The organism is Collinsella sp. OM04-5 (genome assembly GCF_003439125.1).
In the GTDB taxonomy this organism is placed as follows: domain Bacteria; phylum Actinomycetota; class Coriobacteriia; order Coriobacteriales; family Coriobacteriaceae; genus Collinsella.
In genome coordinates, this window is sequence record NZ_QSUU01000010.1 from 37,449 (window position 1) to 57,776 (window position 20,328).

Genomic DNA, 20,328 nt, shown 5'->3' on the forward strand with positions numbered 1-20,328 from the left:
CTAGAATAGTGGCATCTGAATGTCCGGGCGCATGGAGGCGTGCGCCCGTATGCTGAGGAGGACTCTATGGCAACTGTTGCCGCACCTATCGATGCTACGTCGACTGCCGCTTGGAAGGCGCTCGAGGCCCATCAGGAGAAGCTCGAGGCCGAGGGTATCGACCTCAAGGCCTGGTTCGCCGCCGATGCCGAGCGCGTGAACAAGCTGAGCTTTGACGCCGGTGACCTGCACTTCGACCTGTCCAAGAACCTGGTGACTGATGAGACCGTCAAGCTGCTGTGCGATCTTGCCCGCGAGGTGAAGCTCGAGGAGCGCCGCGACGCCATGTTCTCCGGCGAGCACATCAACACCACCGAGGACCGCGCCGTCCTGCACACCGCGCTGCGCCGCCCGGCAAGCGAGAAGGGCCAGCTCATCGTCGACGGCCAGGACGTCGTCGCCGACGTGCACGAGGTTCTCGACCGCATGTATGCCTTCGCCGAGCGCGTGCGCTCCGGTGAGTGGAAGGGTGTTACCGGCAAGAAGATTGAGCACCTGGTGTCCATCGGCATCGGCGGCTCCGATCTGGGCCCGGTCATGGCCTACGAGGCCTTGCGTCCCTATGCCGACGCCGGTATCGATTGCCGCTATATCTCCAACATCGATCCCAACGACCAGGCCGAGAAGCTCAAGGGTCTGGATCCCGAGACCACGCTCGTGATTATCGTCTCCAAGACTTTCACCACGCTCGAGACCCTCACCAACGCTCGTGAGGTCAAGACCTGGATGCTCGAGCAGCTCAAGGCTCAGGGTGCCATCGACGGCTCCGATGAGCAGAACGCCGAGGCCGTGGCCAAGCACTTTGTCGCCGTTTCCACCGCACTCGAGAAGGTCGAGGCCTTCGGCATCGACCCCGCCAACGCTTTTGGTTTCTGGAACTGGGTCGGCGGCCGCTACTCTGTCGACTCCGCCGTGGGCCTGTCGCTGATCGTCGTGCTCGGCCCCGAGCGCTTCCAGCAGTTCCTTGAGGGCTTCCACGCCATCGACGAGTACTTCTGCAACACCCCGCTCGAGAACAACGCCGTCGCGCTGATGGGCCTGCTCAACGTCTGGTACGTCAACTTCTTCGGTTCCAAGAGCCACGCCGTGCTGCCGTACTGCCAGTATCTGCACCGCTTCCCGGCCTACCTGCAACAGCTCACCATGGAGTCCAACGGCAAGCACGTCCGCTGGGACGGCAGCGCTGTGACCTCCGATACCGGTGAGATCTTCTGGGGCGAGCCCGGTACCAACGGTCAGCACGCCTTCTACCAGCTGCTGCACCAGGGCACCGTGGTGGTCCCGGCCGACTTTATCGCTTTCGCCAACACTGCCAACCCCGCAACCGACAGCGGCCAGGACGTCCACGAGCTGTTCCTGGGCAACTTCCTGGCCCAGACCAAGGCGCTCGCCTTTGGTAAGACGGCCGACGAGGTTCGTGCCGAGGGCACGCCCGAGCGGATCGTCCCGGCCCGCTGCTTTGAGGGCAACCGTCCGACGACCTCGATCTTCGGCGACACGCTGACCCCGTTCGCACTCGGCGAGCTCATCGCCCTGTACGAGCACATCACGTTTGTCGAGGGCACGGTCTGGGGCATCGACTCCTACGACCAGTGGGGCGTCGAGCTGGGCAAGCAGCTTGCCAAGCAGATCACCCCGGCCTTCCACGACGACGCCGCCAAGGCCGAGCAGGACGCTTCGACCCAGGCGCTCATCGAGTTCTATCGCGCTCATCGCAAGTAGTCTTTACGGCTGAGTTGGCTTATGGCTGAAAGGGGCCCGTATCCGTTGGGATACGGGCCCCTTGCTATTTGGATAGGATGGAATGTATCGGGAGGCGCCTCGACGGGCATCGCAATCGTCGAAGGCGCGCCGTTCATGTTTGGGACAATATGACATTTTTCCCGTTGCAAACAGCGCCGCCGTGGGTGTTCTGTATGATGGCTCAGACAAGGTTGTTCAATGACAGGGAGGCATATATGGCAATCAAAGCCATCGCAATGGATATCGACGGTACGCTCACCAACGATCAAAAGGTCATCAGCCCGCGTACGCGCGAGAAGCTGCTCGCGACGCAGGAGTCGGGCATTAAGCTCATCTTGGCTTCGGGCCGTCCCGCATGGGGGTTGCACGCCTTGGCGCAGGAGCTCGACCTTCAAAACCATGACGGTCTGCTAGTTGCCTTTAATGGCGCGCATGTGGTCGACGCTCAGACCGATGAGGTCCTTTTTGACCAGGCCATGCCGGCTGACGAGCTGCACCGTCTGATTGATCATCTGCGCAATTTCGACGTGATCCCTATGATTTCGCTCGGTCGCGATTTGCACGTCGAGGACTCGTACCATTGCATGATCACGCTGCCTGACGGCTTGCAGAAGAATATCGTCAAGTATGAGCGCGATGCGTGCGATCTTAAGATTCGCGAGGTCGAGAGCTTGCATGAGGTCGTGGACACTTATCCCGTGGACAAGCTGCTGACGGCGGGTGATCCGACCTACCTGCAGGCGCATTACGAGGAGATGTATGCGCCCTTTACCCAGACGCTTTCGGGCATGTTTACGGCCGACTGGTACTTTGAGTACACGGCGCCCGGTATCGATAAGGCCCGTGCGCTCGAGGGTGCCCTGCCCAAGCTCGGCATCGATGCCAGTGAGGTCGTATCGTTTGGCGACGGCCAGAACGACAAGTCCATGATTGAGTGGGCCGGCACCGGTGTTGCCATGGGCAACGCCGTCGATGAGGTTAAGGCCGTGGCCCAGATGGTGACCGCCAACAACAACGAAGACGGTATCGCGGTAGCACTTGACCAACTGCTGGGTTAGAATCGCCGATAGTGTATGGTTCGGGCGTCCGCTTGCGGGCGCCCTTTTGTTAGGGAGGGTGCCGTGTCTGCATTTCCGTTCGACGCCGTTATCTTTGACATGGATGGCGTCATCGTCGATACCGAGTATTACTACCTGGGGGAGACCGCCGCGTTTGCCAAGGAGCTTGGGCTGAATCTAACCCAAGAGGAGCTAAACGGGCAGGTTGGCACCTCACATCAGTTCTTCCTGCATATGCTGGTCGATTGGTTTGAGCGCGCCGGTAGGGGGCATTTCACTGGCGAGGAAGCGTTGGCCCGTTGGGACGAGTGGGCGCATAAGCGCCCGCGCGACTATCAGGCTTTGATCAACCCGGGTGCCGTTGATACGATTCGAGAGCTGCCGCGCCGCGGCGTCCGTGTGGCGCTGGCGAGTTCGTCTCCCATGGTCAGCATCGAAGAGGTGCTCCATGCATGCGGACTGTCGGACGCCTTTGAGTACGTGGTGAGCGGCGAGCAGTTTAAGGAGAGTAAGCCCGAGCCCGACATCTACCTGCATGCGCTGGATCTGTTGGGGCTGCCTGCGGACCGTTGCTGCTGCGTTGAGGATTCGGTGCCTGGTATCACTGCCGGCAAACGCGCGGGGTTAACGGTGATTGCCAAGCGCGAGGAGCGGTTTGGCTTTAGCCAGGATGCCGCGGACAAGATCATCGACCAGCTGCCGGAACTGCTTGAGCTTTCTTAGGGGGTCTGTTGGAGGCTCTTTAGGGGTTCGTGGACAAAAAATGCCAAATATGAGTACTGTCACTAATTTAGTAACAGGGAAATTATGCTTTTAAGGCCCTGGTTGAGCGCCTGGGGGCGATTATAACCTGTTAAATATGGCTTTAGCCATGCTAAAACGCCTTGATAATGAACAGCTGTACATTATCAAGGCGTTCTTTTGTCACAATATAATGCTACTAGCTTTGCAGCAGTACTCATATTTGGCGTTTTTTGCCCACCGGGGTCAGTTGAAGTCAAATATGGAGTGCGAATTTCCTAAAACGGTTGATTCGACGCTCTCCTCGGCGCAGTTTTTAAGTTCGGCGATGTGCAGGGAGGCGCTTTTTAGCGATGTGATGAGCTGTCGCGCGCTTGCATCTGCTTGCGGTTCGGCTGGAGCGTCGGTTTCGAGCAGCAGACGGTCGAGTGGGATCTGTCGGGCGTATTCACGACCGCGCTTGGTAGCGAGCATCCGCTCGTTCACGGAAAAATAGCAGCCTGCGTTTCGCGCACGGTCGAACTCGTTCGAGGTGCCGCTAAACCAGTGGAAGATGATGGCGGGGGAGTTGGGGCTTGGGGTGAGTAATCCATATGACTCAAGGGCGTCCAGTACGGTTCCTGCCGAACGAACAGCGTGAATTGATATCACGCGCCCGGCAAGAGGATAGTGCACGAGTGCATTACAGAGCTGGTCGAGCGCCTGTGTTTGTAGCGGCTCGCTTCCGGCACAGCGCGCGGAAAAGTCGAGTCCGACCTCGCCGATAAAGCGCTCTTGTGCGGCGACCTTGCAAAGCAGATTGATTTCGGCGGCACCGCATCGTCCGTCGGCGAGCCACCAGGGATGGAGGCCGATGCCGGCAAAGATGTTTGAACGGCTACGGGCGCGCTTGTTGGCGCTTGCGAAGTCGCGCGGATCGACGCCGCAGTCAAAGAGACCCATGCCCAGCGCCGTCGCCTCGTCGGCAACGGCGTCCGGGCGAGCCATTAAATCGAGATGGCAGTGCGCGTCAAATAACTGCGGTGTCATTGCGGCACATCTCGTTAATCTAGGCGCTGGCCGTCGGCGCGCACGCGCTCGCACCCGCGCCCACTGATCTGGCGTATAACCTCGCCGGCGATCATCTGGCCCATGATGGGCGGCATAAAGCTCGCGGTTCCCAGCTCGGTGCGCTCGTGGATGTTGGAAGGGTCGCGGGGCTGGGTTTTAACCGATTCCTCGCAGCTAAACAGCACGTGCAGGCTCTTGATGCCGCGCTTTTTGCACTCTTTGCGCATGATGCGGCTCATGGGGTCGCGCACGGTGTCAAAGATATCGGCAAAACGCAAGCATTCGGGATGCAGCTTGTTGGCCCCGCCCATAGAGCTAACCAAACGAATGTCGTGATCTTGAGCATATTTGGCAATGGTGAGCTTGGCCGAGATGGTGTCGATGGCGTCGACGACGTAGTCGAGCTTGCCGCCCGTCTGCTCCAAAACGCTCGCGAAGAAATCATCGATGTTGTCGCTCAGCAGGTATTCGGTACGTTTGATAACGGTGGCGGCAGGATTGATATCGTGGATCATGGCTTCCATAACATCGACCTTGCGCTTGCCGATGGTGCTGTGAAAGGCGATGGCCTGGCGATTGATATTGCTGGGCGCGATGATGTCCTTGTCCAGAATTACAAAATGACCAATGCCGCCGCGGGCGAGTGCCTCGCAGCAGTTGGAGCCCACACCTCCGCAGCCGAGTACCAGCACCGTGGCATCGGCGAGCTTGTCGAGTGCCTCGCGGCCCATGATGATCTCGAGCTTGGCATCGCGCGTCTCGTTGGGAGTTGCGGCTGTGGTTTCGGTCATAGACATCCTCCGATGGGGAAGCGAATCGTGTTTTAGCTATCGCCATTATAGGTATTATCGCGATTCCATTTGAGCCCTAGGGGCTTGTTGAAATGAGGCAGTGATTCGCATAAGATGAAGCAGATGGCACCCGTTGCAGCGGGTTGGCCAACTCCCAAACACGTTTGTAGCGTGAGAAGTGGCCGTCTTCGCATTACGCGGGGGCGGCTATTTCATTCGACCTCCAATGTGGATGCCGAGCTCCACAGCCGCGATTACAAGCAACAACAACGTCAGGACATCGTTAATACTCATAGTCCATCTCCTTCTTGGGAAGAGGGAGCTGGCCCATCTGCTTCTGGACCCATTGTATCTAAAAACGAACGAATGTTCTATACATAACATTGCTATTAGATAATTAGACAAACATCTAAATATCGAGTATAGTGTGCACGTCGCGAGAGATAGCGAGAGGAGGTTCTATGCCGGGAGAAGGTTTTAAGGCGCTGGCGGATCCAACGCGGCGGCGCATTTTAGAACTGCTGCGCGAGGGCAATTGCACGGCGGGGGAGCTTGCCGAGCATTTCGATATCAGTAAGCCGTCGCTAAGCCATCACTTGGCGACGCTCAAAAATGCCGGGTTGGTGACCGACGAGCGCCATGGCCAAAACATCGTATACAGCTTAAACACCACCGTCATGCAGGATTTAATTGGCTGGTTTATGGGCTTTACAAACACTGAAGGTGATAAGGATGAATAACGAAAACAAGGGCATTCACCCCACGGGGGTATCGTCGCGCGTGTGGATTGCGCTGGTCGCTCTGTGCGTCGCCAATGTCGTAGCGCACCTCATGGTGATGCCGAGCTTGCCTGCGCAGATTCCCACGCACTGGGGCGCGAACGGCGCCGTCGACGGTTGGGGTCCTAGCTGGATGGCCTCCGCGCTCGGCGCGCTGCCTCTGGCGCTTCTCGCAATGTTCTGCGTGGTGCCGCGCATCGACCCCAAAGGCGAGGCATATCGAACCTCGGGCAAGTTCTATCAGGGCTTCGTAATCGCCTTCACCTTGTTCATGTGCGCCATAAGCTGGCTGGGAGAGCTTACGGTCTGGGGCGTGGTGCCGGCGGTCGGTTCGGTTAACGTGCTGATTTCCGGTGTTGTCGGTTTGCTGTTCATCGGCGTAGGCAACTACTTGCCGCGTGTGAAGCAGAACTATACGCTCGGTATCAAGACACCTTGGGCGCTTGCCGATCCCGAGAACTGGCGCCGTACGCAGCGTTTTGGCGGCGCCTGCTTTATGGTGCTGGGTATTGGCCTGATTGTGATGGGCGTGGCAGGCAGCGTGCTTTCGAGTGAAGTCGTCGCCGCGGTGATTGCGGTTCTGGCGTTTGGTTCGGTTGGAGCCGTCTACGTCTACTCGTATCTGTTGTGGCGCAAATCGCAGCGAGCCGCTCGTTAAGGTTGCGGAAAACTAGCGTACGCAGTTCATAGTATGTTCCGGGGGACTTTTCCCAGGTAGTATTAGGGGGTGTGGGCAACCATGCCCCTTTTTCGTTACGTTTCAGAGCTGGTTTCCTCATTTCGTTTCTACTAAAGCGAATCAAGAATAGGGAAACAGCAGGTAGAAAGGATAGAACAGGCAAATGGCAGAGTTTATCTACCAGATGTATCAGGCTCGCAAGGCCCATGGCGACAAGGTAATCCTTGACGACGTGACCCTGAGCTTCTACCCCGGTGCCAAGATCGGCGTCGTGGGTCCCAACGGCATGGGCAAGTCGACCCTGCTCAAGATCATGGCCGGCATCGAGGAGGTTTCCAACGGCGATGCCAGGCTCACCCCCGGCTACACCGTGGGTATCCTGCAACAGGAGCCGCCGCTCGACGACGACAAGACCGTCATCGAGAACGTGCGCATGGCGTTTGGCGACATGATTGCCAAGGTCGATCGCTTCAACAAGATCGGCGAGGAGATGTGCGACCCGGACTGCGACATGGACGCCCTCATGGCCGAGATGGGCAAGCTCCAGGACGAGATCGACGCCGCTGATGGCTGGGATATCGATTCCAAGCTCGGCCAGGCCATGGACGCCCTGCAGCTGCCCGATTCCGACATGCCGGTCAACGTGCTCTCCGGCGGCGAGCGCCGCCGCGTGGCCCTGTGCAAGCTGCTGCTCGAGGCTCCCGACCTGCTGCTGCTCGACGAGCCCACGAACCACCTGGACGCCGAGTCGATCCTGTGGCTCGAGCACTTCCTGCACAACTACCAGGGCGCGGTGCTTGCCGTCACACACGATCGCTACTTCCTGGATAACGTTGCCGAGTGGATTTGCGAGGTCGACCGCGGCCACCTTTATCCCTACAAGGGCAACTACTCCACGTATCTGGAGACCAAGGCCGCCCGTATCGAGGCGCAGGGCAACCGTGACGCCAAGCTCGCCAAGCGCATGGAGGCCGAGCTCGAGTGGGTACGCAGCTCGCCCAAGGCTCGCCAGGCAAAGAACAAGGCCCGTCTGGCTCGCTACGAGGAGATGGAGGCCGAGGCCCGCGCAAGCCAGAAGCTCGACTGGACCGACATCCGCATCCCTGTGGGCCCGCGTTTGGGCAACAAGGTGCTCGAGGCCCATCACCTGCACAAAGAGTTCGATGGCCGCGTGCTCATCGACGACCTTTCGTTCACCTTGCCGCGCAACGGCATCGTGGGCGTCATCGGTCCCAACGGCGTGGGCAAGACTACGCTCTTCAAGACGATTGTGGGTCTGGAGCCGCTGACTTCGGGCGAGCTCGAGGTGGGCGAGACCGTCAAGATCTCCTATGTCGATCAGAACCGTTCCGGCATCGATCCCGACAAGAACCTGTGGGAGGTCGTCTCGGATGGCCTGGACCACATGATGGTCGGCGAGACCGAGGTTCCGAGCCGTGCTTATGTGGCGAGCTTTGGCTTTAAGGGCCAGGACCAGCAGAAGCGCGCTGGCGTACTTTCCGGTGGCGAGCGCAACCGTCTGAACCTGGCGCTCACGCTCAAGCAGGGCGGCAACCTGCTGCTCCTCGACGAGCCCACGAACGACCTCGACGTCGAGACGCTGTCCTCGCTCGAAGCGGCGCTGCTCGAGTTCCCGGGCTGCTCGGTGGTCATTAGCCACGACCGCATGTTCCTGGACCGCGTCGCCACGCACATTCTGGCGTGGGAGGGCACCGACGAGAATCCGGGCAACTGGTATTGGTTCGAGGGCAACTTCGAGGCCTACCAGGCCAACCGCATCGAGCGCCTGGGCGAGGACGCAGCCCAGCCGCATCGTATTCACCGCAAGCTCACGCGCGACTAGTCGAGCTCAGGTGGCCTAACGAGAATGGGACGATAACCTTGAGGGTTATCGTCCCTTTTTGTTACTTGGTAGAAGGCTCGACTTTATCGATGGTCCAGGCGGCTCCGAGACCGCCGGTGGTGTTGCGGCGAATGCGTACGGTGACTTCGTGGCGTTTGCCGGCCTGTGTGTAGCGCAGGGGGAAGCTCGCGCGGTTACGGCCGGCCTCGATGGTACCGCGCTCGCGAGCGATCCAGTAGTACTCGCCGACGATGCCGAGGGTGTCAGCGCCGTAGGGGAGATAAGTCGACAGCTGGTGCAGCAGCGGGCTAGGGCAGAAGACCTCGGTCGCGAAATCGATGGGGAAGTCCCCGGGGATGGTCGGTGCTGCGGGAGCGGGGGCCGGTGCTGAATTGGGGACCGGAGTCGGTGCAGGTGTGGGAGCCTGGTCACAGGCGGGTGCGGATGCGGACTCAATGACAGGTGCAGACTCAGATGCCGCTTCTGGCTTAGCTATGGAATCTGTCGGTTCCACGGAGATGGACGTGTCTTCGGTCCCGGTTTTGGCATCGGCCTGCGGAGTGTCCTCTGCCTCGACGTTCGGCTTGGCCTCGACCGGCGTGGATACCATGGTGGTGATGCCGGCGTTGGCGTTCTCGGGGTCGTAGACAACCGTGAGCGAGATGGCAGGCTGGGGCGCCTCGGGCTCCGGTGTTGCCTCGGCAGCATCTTGATCCGCGAGCTCGTCGGACTGATTGTCCTCGGTGTTGTCGCCAAAGACATCGTGGTTCTGGAACACGGGCGCCTCGGGCTGGCCAGCCGCCTCTTCGGTTGTCGACTTGGATGCCTCGTTGAGCTCCGCAGCGGCTTCCTGCTCAGTCATGACTTCGGGATCGGTCATGTCGGCGAGTTCGGTTTCGACCTCTGTTGTTACCTCAAGAACAACTTCGACCTCTGCCTCGGGCTCCGGCACGGCTTCAGTCACGGCTTCGGGCTCGGGACGCTTAACGTGCTTAGGGCGCACGGCCTTGAGGTCCTTCTCGACGCGCTTCTTCTTTTTGTACGACTGCTTGGCGCCCTTGGCGGTCTTGGGCTTGTCCTCGCCCTTGGCAAGTGCGGCATCCCATGCCTCGTTGGCGATGACCGTGGCATACAGGCGACCGCCCTTAAAGACAGTCAGCTTAATGCAGTCGTCGAGCTCTTCGAGCAACTCGCGCGTGGACTCGAAGCCCAGGTCATAAGCAGTCATGTCGCCAGCGGCGAGCGCCTCTTCGACCTGCGTCATAAACGTTTGCTTGCCGCATCCAATCGCATCGCGCAGCAGGCGATACAGATAGATGTGGTTGCCCAGTGAAAGCGTGGGCCTAACTATTGTCTTGCTCATGGCAAATCTCCTCTTTACACATGTAAAGCATCTTACCATCGCATGGCGCTCGCCATGGCGGCGCCCAAGGCAAACGGGCGCGAACCGCTGTCGATTCGCGCCCGTTATACAGGTCGGTTATCTATGAGAGGCAAATGTGCTTAGTTGCCCGATGCCGTGCCTTGGCTCGAGTTGTCAGATGCCGTACCGGACGCGGTTCCGCTCGAGCTGTTCGAGCTGTTGGTGCTGCTGCTGTCTGCTGTGCCCGTTCCCGAAGTGCTGTCGCTCGTCTGGCCGCCCGTGCTCGGCTGCGAACCGTCAGTCGTTTGGCTTGAGTCAGTCGTGCCGGATTGCGTGCCGCTGTTGTTCGCAGAGGAATCGACGCCCTGCGATTGGTTTTGGGTGTTCGAGGACGAATTGGCAGAGGTAGAACTGTCTTGCGTATCGTCCGTCTGTGCCTGCTGATCCTGCGACTGGGTGTTGCCATTTGCATCGCTCTCGGTCGTGCGCGACGACAGGATTGGCTCGGGACGCTCGCCCAGGCCCTCACCGGCAGTGGTGATAAGGATGGCGCCGGCGCAGGCGATGACCGCGACGATGGCGATAGCGATCGAGAAGACGATGACCTTCTTTTGCGTCTGGCTGCGCTCAGCCGCCGCCTTGGCGCGCAGGCTGTTGGGAGCGACGCGCGCCGTGGTCGCGCGTCCCGCAACCTGGCGCATCTCCTGCGTGGTTGCGGCGCCACCTAGGTGTTCCTCGACATTGGGCTCAACGGGCTCGTAGGCGCCGGTAGGGTAGTCGACGGCGGCATGCGTGCCCTTGATTGCTTCGGCGCTGGCGGAGATAAAGTGGCGATAGACCTGCGAGGACACAACGGTGATGACCGAGCTCACAGCGGCACCAATCACCGAGCCGGCAATGCCGATCTTTGAAGCAAGCGCCACGCTCGTGGCGGCAGCTGCGGCGCCGGCGATGATCTGGGGAATGGAAATGTCGTCGAACAGGCCCTTTTTGGGCGCGATGGCCATGGTCTGTCCGATGGAATGGTTTTCGTGAACGCCGTTGTTCAGTGCGGCGGGAGTCATGACGCGTGTACGCGGCGCGTCGGTGTACTTGGTTGTCATACGGGGTCCTCCCGGTGTAAATCTGCTTCGTTTCGTGTAGCCATCAGGGTACCCACCAGATGTGAATCGTACGTGACATTTAACAGATACCATCAACTCATCAAGGGGGCCTGCTGCCTTTGGTGCAATAGCTTGATGCTAAACTTGATTTATGTTTGCGAGGTGGTTTACGTGATGTACCCGTATATGACATTCGAAGATGGAACCGAGGTCATTCATTCTGACCTGATTACAGATGGCGATATCGAAAAGGTTATCGTGCATTTTGAGCGACCGACGGCAGAGGGCTTCGACTCCGCTCGTTGTGAGTTGCCTTCCTGTTCGTGGACTGACTGGGAAGGGCATTTTACTCAGAGTGAAAAACGAGCTTTCGAAGAGTGTCTGAGCAAATAATTTAGATTAGTTCGAGTTTAGTTTGAATAAAGAAGCTGAATGCGATGACCTAAAGCGTATGCATTTTTAGTATTAGATGCGCATGAAATGGAGGATGTGAATGGATGAGCTAATAGACTTTAAAAAACGATTTCTCAAGAATGGCGAGCTGGTTTCAATTCCAAAAAAGGAAAGCTATAAAAGAATCATGCTGCTATGGGCTGTCTCTTTCTTTGAATTAAATACAAGTTATACGGAGCTTCAGGTTAATCGTGTGCTGTCACAGCTCTATCCTGATTATGCCGTGTTGAGGCGGTACTTGGTTGATTATGGATTCCTATTAAGGGATGAACGAGGCCTGAAATACGAGGTTAATCGTGATGTTCACGGTATTGAGAGCTAGCCGTCCGGTTCGGGTCCTATATATTGCTAGAGGGATAAGCGAAATAGGCAATTGGTGTGCGAATATTGCTTTGCCAATGCTGATTTACGAGGTAACTCACGATGTTTCTGCAACTGCTTTGATGGTCTGCTGCAGATTTGCCCCCTCTCTGTTTTCAGTTGCGCTCGCGCAGCTGCCTCAGAAGATGGGTATCGGGACACTGCAGGCCATGAGATTGGCAGACTTAATTCGCGCGGGATTATTCGTTTGCTATATTTTTGTTGATAGTAAATGGAGTATGTTTGCTATTACGTGCGCGGTATCGCTTTGCCGAACGGTAGAAATGCCCTGCTTTTACTCGTTGTTAAGAGCCAATACGAATAGTATCAATCGCGACGTAATTAATAATTCGTTTGGGTTCCTGCAGAATTTGATGATGGTTCTGGGGCCAGTTGCCGGCGGTTTTGTTGTCGCTCAATTTGGGGCGGAGGCTGTTCTTGCATTAGACGCGCTTTCTTTTGCCGCGTCGTTCTGGTTGCTGCGAGATATTCCGTCGGTTATCGAGGTTAATGATAAAGAGGGAATAAGCAAAAATGAAAAAAACAGGACTGCATTTAGTGATCTTAGCGCGAAGCACTTGGCAATTGGCTTCCTATTAATCGATATTTCTAGTGGCGTGGCATTCGGCTCTCTGAATTCTCTTTTGCCAGCTATAGCGCAATTGCAATTTGACTCGTCATCGATACAATACGGATTCCTTCAGAGTAGTCTTACAATCGGACTGTTGTTCGGAAATACAATATATGGTCGTTTAATCAGTGGTTCCGATTGCGTTAAATCATATTGTTTTGTGACGTATCTTGCGCTCGGTGCGTATCTGGCGTTTGGCTATCGCTATGCGTCTGGGATATCGTTCATTTTCCTTTTTATCGTCGGTGCCGGAAACGCCATTCAAGATGTGCTTCTCATAACATCGCTGCAGGATTTGGCGAGAGACGGATCTGAATCGATAAGCCTGTTTTCAATTAGGGAGTCTTTGCAATCGGTTGCTGTTGTTATTTCAACACTTCTTGTTTCGCTGTTCACGAGCATCGCGATGTTCTCAATTCTCGTTACAGGACTTGGTGTATTTTCAATTATGATGGTAGTTGTGTTTCAATTGAATTATTTGCGAAAGATGTGACGGTGATATGCCTAAAACGCTTTTAGTATTTCCCCCAGGATGGAGTCCAGTGGGGCCGTATCTTGCCTTGCCTATTTTGAAGTCATATCTTCAAGAGGTTGAACAATACAAAGTTGACATTGTTGACTTAAACGTGGAATTTTACGATGACCTCCTATCTTTTAGACATGTCGAAGAGTGCTGTAAAAGGTATCGGGAATCAAAGGATTCGTTTAGTTCGAATGTTCAATTAACAATCGAGTTGATACAAAAGTCGGCACTTAATGTTGACGAGGCAAAAGATATTTTCAGATCGAAGAGATACTTTAATCTAAAAGAAAGACAATATGCTGAAAACATTTTTAGAAATGCACTCTATATCATAAATCACGTCTCATATGGAGTTAAATACACGTTCAACTCCATAGATCTGCCCTATGATTATTATTCGACACCAGAAATAATGAAATCGCTTGCGGATACCTTGCATAATCCGTTTATTTCCTTCTATGAAACTGCCTTTCTTAAGCGTATTCAGAGGGAAAAAATCGAGTTTATTGGGATTTCGGTGAGCGGCTGTTTCCAATTGATTTCTGCAGTTACGTTAGCGAAACTGATTAAAGAAGAATGTCCATCTGTTAAACACGTCTCATTGGGCGGCAATTACATTACTCGTTTAGCAGATGACTGCATGAAAGAATGGCTTCCCTTTTTTGAATACATTGATTCGATAATGATGTATGACGGCGAAGAGCCGCTTGCACGTCTTCTTGAGGCTCTTGACTCTGGTGATGACAATCTCGACTGTGTTCCAAACCTTTGCCATGCTAAAGGTGGAAAGATATATAAAAACCATCGGATTGAGCAAACATTTATCAACGATACAGTTCCCGATTTCGATGGCTTCGCCCTTTCTAAATACTTCATGCCTGAGTTAATATTGCCGGTTTATTCCTCTAGGCAGTGTTTTAATCATTGCGCCTTCTGCACCATTCCCGGTGCTACCGGTGGCTGTTACCGAAAGATGCCTATATCGAGAGTATTTGAAATAATGTGTCGGTTAAATGAAAAATACGGCACGAGAGTTTTCTCTTTTGTGGATGAAACATTCGAAGGCAAAAGAATGGAGCAACTCGCGGATGAAATAAATGCATCGGGAAAAACGTTTTTCTGGCATGGAGAAACGAGGTTCTCTCCAACCCTAAGTACAGAAGTTTTTAACAAGATATACCAAAGTGGATGTAGGCAGATTCAGTTTGGCCTCGAGTCATACAACCAAAGAGTTCTTGATCTAATGAAGAAGAACACGAGAGTTGATTGGATTGATCGCAATATCCATGATTGTCTCAATGCGGGTATTCCTGTTCACCTATTTTTTATGATTGGCTTTCCGACCGAAACTAAAGAAGAGGCTCTGAACACCTTAGCTTATACAGAGAATGTTTTGAATTATTCAAAACAGGTATGTGGTGTTCCATATTCCACGAGAGGATTTACGAATTTTGGTCTCGTTATGGGGTCGGATGTTTGGTATCATCCCGATAAGTATGGTGTCTCTGTAATGCCGAAGTCCCAATATGAGGATTTGCGCCTCGAAGTGGATTATGTTTCAGGCACTGGTTTAACTTTAAATGAAGCAAAATCCTTATCTGATGAGCATCATATTGATTTTTATATGCAAGAGGTCATAAACGGTAGCGACACAATTGACTTGCCCCAGCGGCTTCATATTTCAGAGGTGACCTGGATCCTAGATTCTATTCACGCTGTCAGGTATAAGGGACATTTGACCAAAGTAAAGCGACGGCTAACTAGCCTGAATCCAGCTGATCGAATCTGGCTGGATTCCAAGACCTCTGTCGTGCTCGTTGAGCCATTTGCCTACTTCTATAATTCTGAATACCATCATGTCTATGCTGTTTCCCAGTTGGTATACCTTAAGTTGGCCCGTTTATTGGAGGCCGATTGTAGCATTTCTCTTATTCTTGATCAGGGCGACCTCGAGCTGACAAGGGCGATAGAAGAACTGTTGCATTATGGATTGCTGAATACAAATATCGATGCCGATTATGTAATGCACGATAATGGTTTTCAATTGGTTAAAAGTTCGTTTGTTAAAGAAGTCGGACGCTCAAAAGAGGGGTTAAGAGTACTGCTGAGTTGTGCCACCCATAGAATGTGTGCGGTTAATGATTTTTCGTTCGCTTTGCTTTCGTTGTTTGAAAAGCCGATTACTAAGAACGAGGTGCGCGACATTTTGAAAAAAGAGGGACTATCGACAAACGAGGAGCAATTAAACAAGTTGGTTGATAATTGCATGAAAGCAGATATACTACAATTGATTAGATAGAGGAGGTTTCTGCATGGACGTTATTAACAAAGATCTCTTGGAGCAACTGAAAGAGTCTCAGGAAGAGGGCGTCGTGGTAGAAGTGTTCGACTTTGAGGACTACATGGATAAATTCTGCCATTAGTTTCGGAATTAACTTGCCTCGCTTAAAGGAGAAGTCGATTATCGATTTCTCCTTTTTTAATTAAAGATATTTTTGGAATACATGCTCTTAGCACAGGTTGGCGTCTCAGTAAACTGGGAGGTTGCTTTGGCTAGTTAGAGATATGTGAACGTCCGTTAGACTGAATCTCAGGGTAGAAGGGGCCTCCAGTGTCCAGATCAACAAGGCAATGCTGCGTTTCGGCTAATAAGAACGATGGCTTTTTGCGTGTGGCGGCGGCGTCGCCGCGGATTCGCGTGGCCGATGTCGAGGGCAATGCCGAGGTTGCACTGGTGGCTGTTCGCGATGCTGCCGAGCGTGGCGTTCGCGCGCTGGTGCTGCCCGAGCTTAACCTGACCGGCTATACCGCGGCCGATCTGTTCCATAACCGCACACTGCTGCATGCCTGCGAGGCTGCTCTGGTGCATATCCTCGACGAGACTCGTGAGCTGCCGATTGTCTTTACCATTGGTCTTCCCGTTGCGGTTGCCGAGAATATCTACAACTGTGTCGCTGTGTGCTGCGCGGGCGAGCTTTTGGGCCTCACGGCCAAGAAGTATTTGCCCAACTATGGCGAGTTCTATGAGCGCCGTTGGTTTGCTCCGGCACCTACCGATCCCGTTTGGCTTGAATTTGCCGGTCAGGGTCCGGTCCCGTTGGGCTCGGGGCTTGTCTACCGTTGCTGTGATGAGGGCACCGAGGACCTGGTGCTGGGCGTTGAGGTCTGCGAGGACCTGTGGGTGCCGGCGCCTCCTTCGACCGAGATGGCGCTTGCCGGTGCGACGGTGATTCTCAACCCGTCGGCCTCGGACGAGATCATCGGCAAAGCGGATTACCGCCGCAGCCTCATCTCCAACCAGAGCGCACGCCTGTACTGCGCCTATGCCTACGCAGACGCGAGCGAGGGCGAGTCCACGACCGACATGGTCTTTGCGGGCGAGAACCTTATCTACGAAAACGGCTCCAAGCTCGCCGCGACCAAACTGCTTACCTGCGATATGGCCATCGCCGATGTCGATCTTGACCGCCTGGTTGCCGAGCGCCGTCGCTCGACGACGTGGGCGCGCGCGGACGATGCGCCGGAGGCCACGACCGTTGAGTTTTCTTTTGAGGGCGTGCTGGCCAAAGAGCCTGTCCTGCGCGATGCCTGCGATATCGACCGTGTTTTCCCTCGCGCGCCTTTTGTGCCGGCCGACCACGGTGATCTGGCCGAGCGCTGCGAGACCATCCTCGACCTGCAGACCGCCGGCCTCAAGACCCGCCTTGCCCATACGGGTACCAAGGCGGCTGTCATCGGTCTTTCGGGCGGCCTGGACTCCACGTTGGCACTGCTTGTGACCGTGCGCGCCTTTGATGCGCTGGGGCTGCCGCGCACCGGTATCACGGCCGTGTCCATGCCCGGCTTTGGCACGACGCATCGCACCAAGTCGAATGCCGAGTCGCTCGCTCGCGACCTTGGCGTGAGCTTCCGCGAGGTTTCGATTCACGCGGCCGTGGAGCAGCACTTTAGGGACATTGAGCACGATCCGGCCGTGCAGGACGTGACCTACGAGAACAGCCAGGCCCGCGAGCGTACGCAGATCCTGATGGACCTGGCCAACCAGGCTGGCGGTTTTGTCATCGGCACGGGCGACCTGTCGGAGCTGGCGCTCGGCTGGGCTACGTACAACGGCGACCATATGAGCATGTACGCCGTCAACTCGAGCGTTCCCAAGACGCTCGTGCGCCATCTGGTGCGCTATGCGGCCGATGTCTTTGGCGGGCGCATCGCCAAGGTGCTGCTCGATATCCTCGATACGCCGGTGTCTCCCGAACTTCTGCCGCCCACGGGCGACGGCGAGATTGCGCAGAAGACCGAGGATTTGGTGGGCCCGTACGAGCTGCACGACTACTTCCTCTACTACCTGCTGCGTTTTGGCTTTGAGCCCGGCAAGATCTACCGCATGGCGCTCAAGAGCTTTGAGGGTGTCTACGATGCCAAGACCGTCCACACGTGGCTGCGTACGTTCTACCGTCGCTTCTTTGCCCAGCAGTTTAAGCGCAGCTGCCTGCCCGATGGTCCCAAGGTGGGCTCGGTGACGCTCAGCCCGCGCGGCGATTGGCGTATGCCGAGTGACGCCAGCTCGCATCTGTGGCTTGCGCAGATCGACGCACTCAATCCAATTGACTAAGGTTGGCTAAATTGAACCAATACGGGGTTTGCAAGCGTTACACTTTTGCAATCTGATGGCCCGTATCGCGCGGCGCTCTTGTCGGAGCGCCGCGTTTTTTATATCGAAAGGTGGCACCATGCAGGCATCGCAGCGTCTCGACCGCTTTGGCGCGGAGGTCTTCGCCTCGCTCAACAACAAGCTGCTCACGCTGAAGGCTCAGGGTAAGACCATTTACAACATGAGCGTGGGAACGCCCGACTTTAAGCCGTACGACCACGTGGTCGAGGCGCTCACGCAAGCGGCCCAGGACCCCGAGATGTGGAAGTATGCCCTGCGCGACCTGCCCGAACTCAAGCAAGCCGTGTGCGATTACTATGAGCGCCGCTTTGGCGTTTTGGGCATTACGCCGTCTATGGTGCAGTCGTGCAACGGCACGCAGGAGGGCGTGGGCCACTTGGGTCTGGCCCTGCTCGATCCGGGCGACACCATCCTGGTGCCCGATCCGTGCTACCCGGTCTTTGAGGCGGGTGCCAAGATCGCCGATGCCAAGCTCGAATACTATCCGCTGGTGGCGGAGCACAATTACCTGCCCTATGTGGCGGGTATCGATCCCGAGGTGGCCGATCGTGCCAAGTATATGATCGTGTCGCTGCCCGCGAACCCGGTCGGCTCGGTGGGCACTCCCGAGGTCTACGAGGAGATTATCGCTTTCGCCCGCGAGCACGACCTGCTCATCGTCCATGACAACGCGTACTCCGACATCGTGTTCGACGGCGAGCCGGGCGGCAGCTTCTTGCAGTATCCCGGCGCGCTCGAGGTGGGCGTTGAGTTCTTCTCGCTCTCCAAGTCGTTTAACGTCACCGGTGCGCGTATCGGCTTTTTGGTCGGCCGCGAGGATGTGGTCTCTGCCTTTGCCAAGCTGCGCGGCCAGATCGACTTCGGTATGTTCTTCCCGATTCAGAAGGCCGCCATCGCCTGCCTGAACGGTCCGCGCGATGAGGTCGAGGCGCAGCGTCTGAAGTACCAGGAGCGCCGCGATGCCCTGTGCGACGGTCTTGAGGGCTTGGGCTGGGAGCGTCCCAACGCGCATGGCTCTATGTTTGTGTGGGCCAAGCTTCCCGGTGGTCGCACCGATTCCATGGCGTTTTGCGAGGAGCTTATGGAGAAGGCCGGCGTTGTGGTGACGCCGGGCGCGAGCTTTGGTCCTTCGGGTGAGGGGCATGTGCGCATGGCGCTGGTCCTGCCGCCCGATCAGATCGCTTTGGCTGTCGAGGCCATTCGCGAGGCGGGCCTGTATTAGAAAGCTATTCCGCTCGTCAATAGCTCGAAACCGATTTCGTGCAGTTATTTTACGAATCCTGCAAACAATTTCGGTAAACGGTCGATTTTTGGCTGCGAATAGGAGCATAATCAAAGTCCCGATTGGATGTATTGGGATTACGGCAAGCCGCTCGGGTCGTTCCCGGGCGGCTTGTTTGTGGAGAGAGATGGGAGTTTCTAATGGTTAACGAGAAGAAGGTTGCTATTGTCGGCTGCGGTTTCGTTGGTTCGTCTTCGGCGTTCGCGCTGATGCAGAGTGGTCTGTTCTCCGAGATGGTCCTCATCGACGTGGACAAGAACCGCGCCGAGGGTGAGGCCCTGGATATCGCGCACGGCATGACGTTTGCCGAGCCGATGAAGATCTACGCCGGCGATTATTCCGATGTCGCCGACGCCGCCATGATCGTCGTCACCGCTGGCGCTGCCCAGAAGCCCGGTGAGACTCGCCTGGACCTGGTCAACAAGAACGTCAACATCTTTAAGTCCATCATTCCCGAAATTAAGAAGTCTGGCTTCGACGGCATTCTGCTCATTGTCTCCAACCCGGTCGATGTTCTGACCTATGCCGCCATCAAGATGTCCGGCCTGCCCGAGGGCCATGTCATCGGCTCCGGCACCGTGCTCGACACTGGCCGTCTGCAGCAGATGCTTGGTGCCCACGTCGAGGTTGACCCGCGCGATGTCCAGGCCTATGTCATGGGTGAGCACGGCGACTCTGAGTTTGTCGCTTGGTCCAGCGCCCAGGTTGCCGGCGTGCCGCTGAACACTTTCTGCGAGCTTCACGGTCATCTGGAGCATGAGGCTGCCGAGAAGCGCATCGCCGAGGACGTCAAGAACTCCGCCTACACCATCATCGAGAAGAAGCACGCCACCTACTATGGCGTCGCCATGGCCGTCAAGCGCATCTGCACCGCCGTCATGCGCGATGAGCAGACCGTTCTGCCCGTCTCCTCGCTCATGGTGGGCGAGTATGGCCTGTCCGATCTTGCCATCTCCATGCCGACGGTCGTTGGCCGCGACGGCGTCGTCTGTCGCGTCCCCGTGCCGCTGAACGATGACGAGCAGCATGAGCTCACCGCCTCCGCCAAGGCCCTCAAGGACATCATCGACAGCGTCGACTTCTCCTGCTAAATCAAGCTCGCTAGAGCGAAAAGCTACAATGAAGGCGTCCGGGTCCACACGGCCCGGGCGCCTTTTTGGTGCAAAGTAACCTGACCCCAATGCACCATAGTTGCCCCAATGCACCATAGTCGATGGG

Annotated in this window: 16 protein-coding genes; 12 read left to right on the forward strand and 4 right to left on the reverse strand. The window is 56.1% G+C overall.

The window, feature by feature from the left end; genetic code table 11:
• The first annotated feature begins 66 nt into the window (after positions 1–66).
• The 3 genes from pgi to DXB53_RS07120 all read left to right on the forward strand — a co-directional run bounded on the left by pgi (position 67) and on the right by DXB53_RS07120 (position 3,563).
• On the forward strand, positions 67–1,761 hold the full coding sequence (gene pgi / locus DXB53_RS07110; protein ID WP_117583900.1) for a glucose-6-phosphate isomerase: 1,695 nt from the start codon (positions 67–69) through the stop codon (positions 1,759–1,761).
• 236 nt (positions 1,762–1,997) lie between these two features.
• A complete protein-coding gene (locus DXB53_RS07115; RefSeq protein ID WP_117583901.1) occupies positions 1,998–2,840 on the forward strand; it encodes a Cof-type HAD-IIB family hydrolase in 843 nt (280 codons plus the stop codon).
• Positions 2,841–2,903: 63 nt separating this feature from the next.
• Entirely contained in the window at positions 2,904–3,563 is a 660-nt protein-coding gene (locus DXB53_RS07120) for an HAD family phosphatase (protein WP_338134623.1), read from the forward strand.
• A 264-nt stretch (positions 3,564–3,827) separates the two neighbouring features.
• Here the strand turns inward: DXB53_RS07120 and DXB53_RS07125 are convergent, their stop codons facing one another.
• Together DXB53_RS07125 and DXB53_RS07130 are read right to left on the reverse strand one after the other, a co-directional pair.
• Positions 3,828–4,610, reverse strand: a complete 783-nt coding sequence (locus DXB53_RS07125) for a TatD family hydrolase (RefSeq protein WP_117583903.1) — start codon at positions 4,608–4,610, stop codon at positions 3,828–3,830.
• Positions 4,611–4,624: 14 nt separating this feature from the next.
• On the reverse strand, positions 4,625–5,422 hold the full coding sequence (locus DXB53_RS07130) for a ThiF family adenylyltransferase (protein ID WP_117583904.1): 798 nt from the start codon (positions 5,420–5,422) through the stop codon (positions 4,625–4,627).
• Positions 5,423–5,883: 461 nt separating this feature from the next.
• Here DXB53_RS07130 and DXB53_RS07135 point away from each other — a divergent pair, with 461 nt between their 5' ends.
• From DXB53_RS07135 to ettA, 3 genes are all read left to right on the forward strand, one after another.
• Positions 5,884–6,162, forward strand: a complete 279-nt coding sequence (locus DXB53_RS07135) for an autorepressor SdpR family transcription factor (protein ID WP_022094448.1) — start codon at positions 5,884–5,886, stop codon at positions 6,160–6,162.
• Positions 6,155–6,859: an SdpI family protein gene (locus DXB53_RS07140; RefSeq protein WP_117583905.1), complete on the forward strand. Its 705-nt coding sequence runs from the start codon at positions 6,155–6,157 to the stop codon at positions 6,857–6,859. The genes DXB53_RS07135 and DXB53_RS07140 overlap by 8 nt, the downstream gene beginning before the upstream one ends.
• 184 nt (positions 6,860–7,043) lie before the next feature.
• Entirely contained in the window at positions 7,044–8,723 is a 1,680-nt protein-coding gene (gene ettA, locus DXB53_RS07145; RefSeq protein ID WP_055251458.1) for an energy-dependent translational throttle protein EttA, read from the forward strand.
• Positions 8,724–8,784: 61 nt separating this feature from the next.
• On the opposite strand, the gene DXB53_RS07150 is transcribed toward ettA, so the two are convergent.
• Together DXB53_RS07150 and DXB53_RS07155 are read right to left on the reverse strand one after the other, a co-directional pair.
• Entirely contained in the window at positions 8,785–10,086 is a 1,302-nt protein-coding gene (locus DXB53_RS07150) for a hypothetical protein (protein ID WP_117583906.1), read from the reverse strand.
• Positions 10,087–10,226: 140 nt separating this feature from the next.
• Positions 10,227–11,189, reverse strand: coding sequence for a hypothetical protein (locus tag DXB53_RS07155; RefSeq protein ID WP_117583907.1), 963 nt, complete (start codon positions 11,187–11,189; stop codon positions 10,227–10,229).
• Positions 11,190–11,682: 493 nt separating this feature from the next.
• Between DXB53_RS07155 and DXB53_RS07165 the strand changes: the two genes are divergently transcribed.
• The 6 genes from DXB53_RS07165 (at position 11,683) to DXB53_RS07190 (ending at position 20,201) form a co-directional block, all read left to right on the forward strand.
• Complete coding sequence (locus DXB53_RS07165; protein ID WP_055251466.1) at positions 11,683–11,964, forward strand: DUF2087 domain-containing protein; 282 nt, start codon at positions 11,683–11,685, stop codon at positions 11,962–11,964.
• Positions 11,942–13,126 (forward strand): MFS transporter, encoded by a 1,185-nt coding sequence (locus tag DXB53_RS07170; protein WP_117583908.1) that lies wholly within the window; start codon positions 11,942–11,944, stop codon positions 13,124–13,126. The genes DXB53_RS07165 and DXB53_RS07170 overlap by 23 nt, the downstream gene beginning before the upstream one ends.
• Before the next feature lie 7 nt (positions 13,127–13,133).
• Positions 13,134–15,455, forward strand: a complete 2,322-nt coding sequence (locus DXB53_RS07175; RefSeq protein WP_117583909.1) for a radical SAM protein — start codon at positions 13,134–13,136, stop codon at positions 15,453–15,455.
• A gap of 312 nt (positions 15,456–15,767) precedes the next feature.
• A complete protein-coding gene (locus DXB53_RS07180; RefSeq protein ID WP_117583910.1) occupies positions 15,768–17,768 on the forward strand; it encodes an NAD(+) synthase in 2,001 nt (666 codons plus the stop codon).
• Between the two features lie 118 nt (positions 17,769–17,886).
• Positions 17,887–19,050, forward strand: coding sequence for a pyridoxal phosphate-dependent aminotransferase (locus DXB53_RS07185; protein ID WP_117583911.1), 1,164 nt, complete (start codon positions 17,887–17,889; stop codon positions 19,048–19,050).
• A 200-nt stretch (positions 19,051–19,250) separates the two neighbouring features.
• A complete protein-coding gene (locus tag DXB53_RS07190; protein ID WP_006234343.1) occupies positions 19,251–20,201 on the forward strand; it encodes an L-lactate dehydrogenase in 951 nt (316 codons plus the stop codon).
• Positions 20,202–20,328: the final 127 nt, after the last annotated feature.

What these genes read in the sequence shown, in the direction of transcription:
- pgi (WP_117583900.1), top strand. Translation starts at nt 67, where the DNA reads ATGGCAACTGTTGCCGCACCTATCGATGCTACGTCGACTGCCGCTTGG.
- DXB53_RS07115 (WP_117583901.1), top strand. Translation starts at nt 1,998, where the DNA reads ATGGCAATCAAAGCCATCGCAATGGATATCGACGGTACGCTCACCAAC.
- DXB53_RS07125 (WP_117583903.1), bottom strand. Translation starts at nt 4,610, where the DNA reads ATGACACCGCAGTTATTTGACGCGCACTGCCATCTCGATTTAATGGCT.
- DXB53_RS07130 (WP_117583904.1), bottom strand. Translation starts at nt 5,422, where the DNA reads ATGACCGAAACCACAGCCGCAACTCCCAACGAGACGCGCGATGCCAAG.
- DXB53_RS07135 (WP_022094448.1), top strand. Translation starts at nt 5,884, where the DNA reads ATGCCGGGAGAAGGTTTTAAGGCGCTGGCGGATCCAACGCGGCGGCGC.
- DXB53_RS07140 (WP_117583905.1), top strand. Translation starts at nt 6,155, where the DNA reads ATGAATAACGAAAACAAGGGCATTCACCCCACGGGGGTATCGTCGCGC.
- ettA (WP_055251458.1), top strand. Translation starts at nt 7,044, where the DNA reads ATGGCAGAGTTTATCTACCAGATGTATCAGGCTCGCAAGGCCCATGGC.
- DXB53_RS07150 (WP_117583906.1), bottom strand. Translation starts at nt 10,086, where the DNA reads ATGAGCAAGACAATAGTTAGGCCCACGCTTTCACTGGGCAACCACATC.
- DXB53_RS07155 (WP_117583907.1), bottom strand. Translation starts at nt 11,189, where the DNA reads ATGACAACCAAGTACACCGACGCGCCGCGTACACGCGTCATGACTCCC.
- DXB53_RS07165 (WP_055251466.1), top strand. Translation starts at nt 11,683, where the DNA reads ATGGATGAGCTAATAGACTTTAAAAAACGATTTCTCAAGAATGGCGAG.
- DXB53_RS07170 (WP_117583908.1), top strand. Translation starts at nt 11,942, where the DNA reads ATGTTCACGGTATTGAGAGCTAGCCGTCCGGTTCGGGTCCTATATATT.
- DXB53_RS07175 (WP_117583909.1), top strand. Translation starts at nt 13,134, where the DNA reads ATGCCTAAAACGCTTTTAGTATTTCCCCCAGGATGGAGTCCAGTGGGG.
- DXB53_RS07185 (WP_117583911.1), top strand. Translation starts at nt 17,887, where the DNA reads ATGCAGGCATCGCAGCGTCTCGACCGCTTTGGCGCGGAGGTCTTCGCC.
- DXB53_RS07190 (WP_006234343.1), top strand. Translation starts at nt 19,251, where the DNA reads ATGGTTAACGAGAAGAAGGTTGCTATTGTCGGCTGCGGTTTCGTTGGT.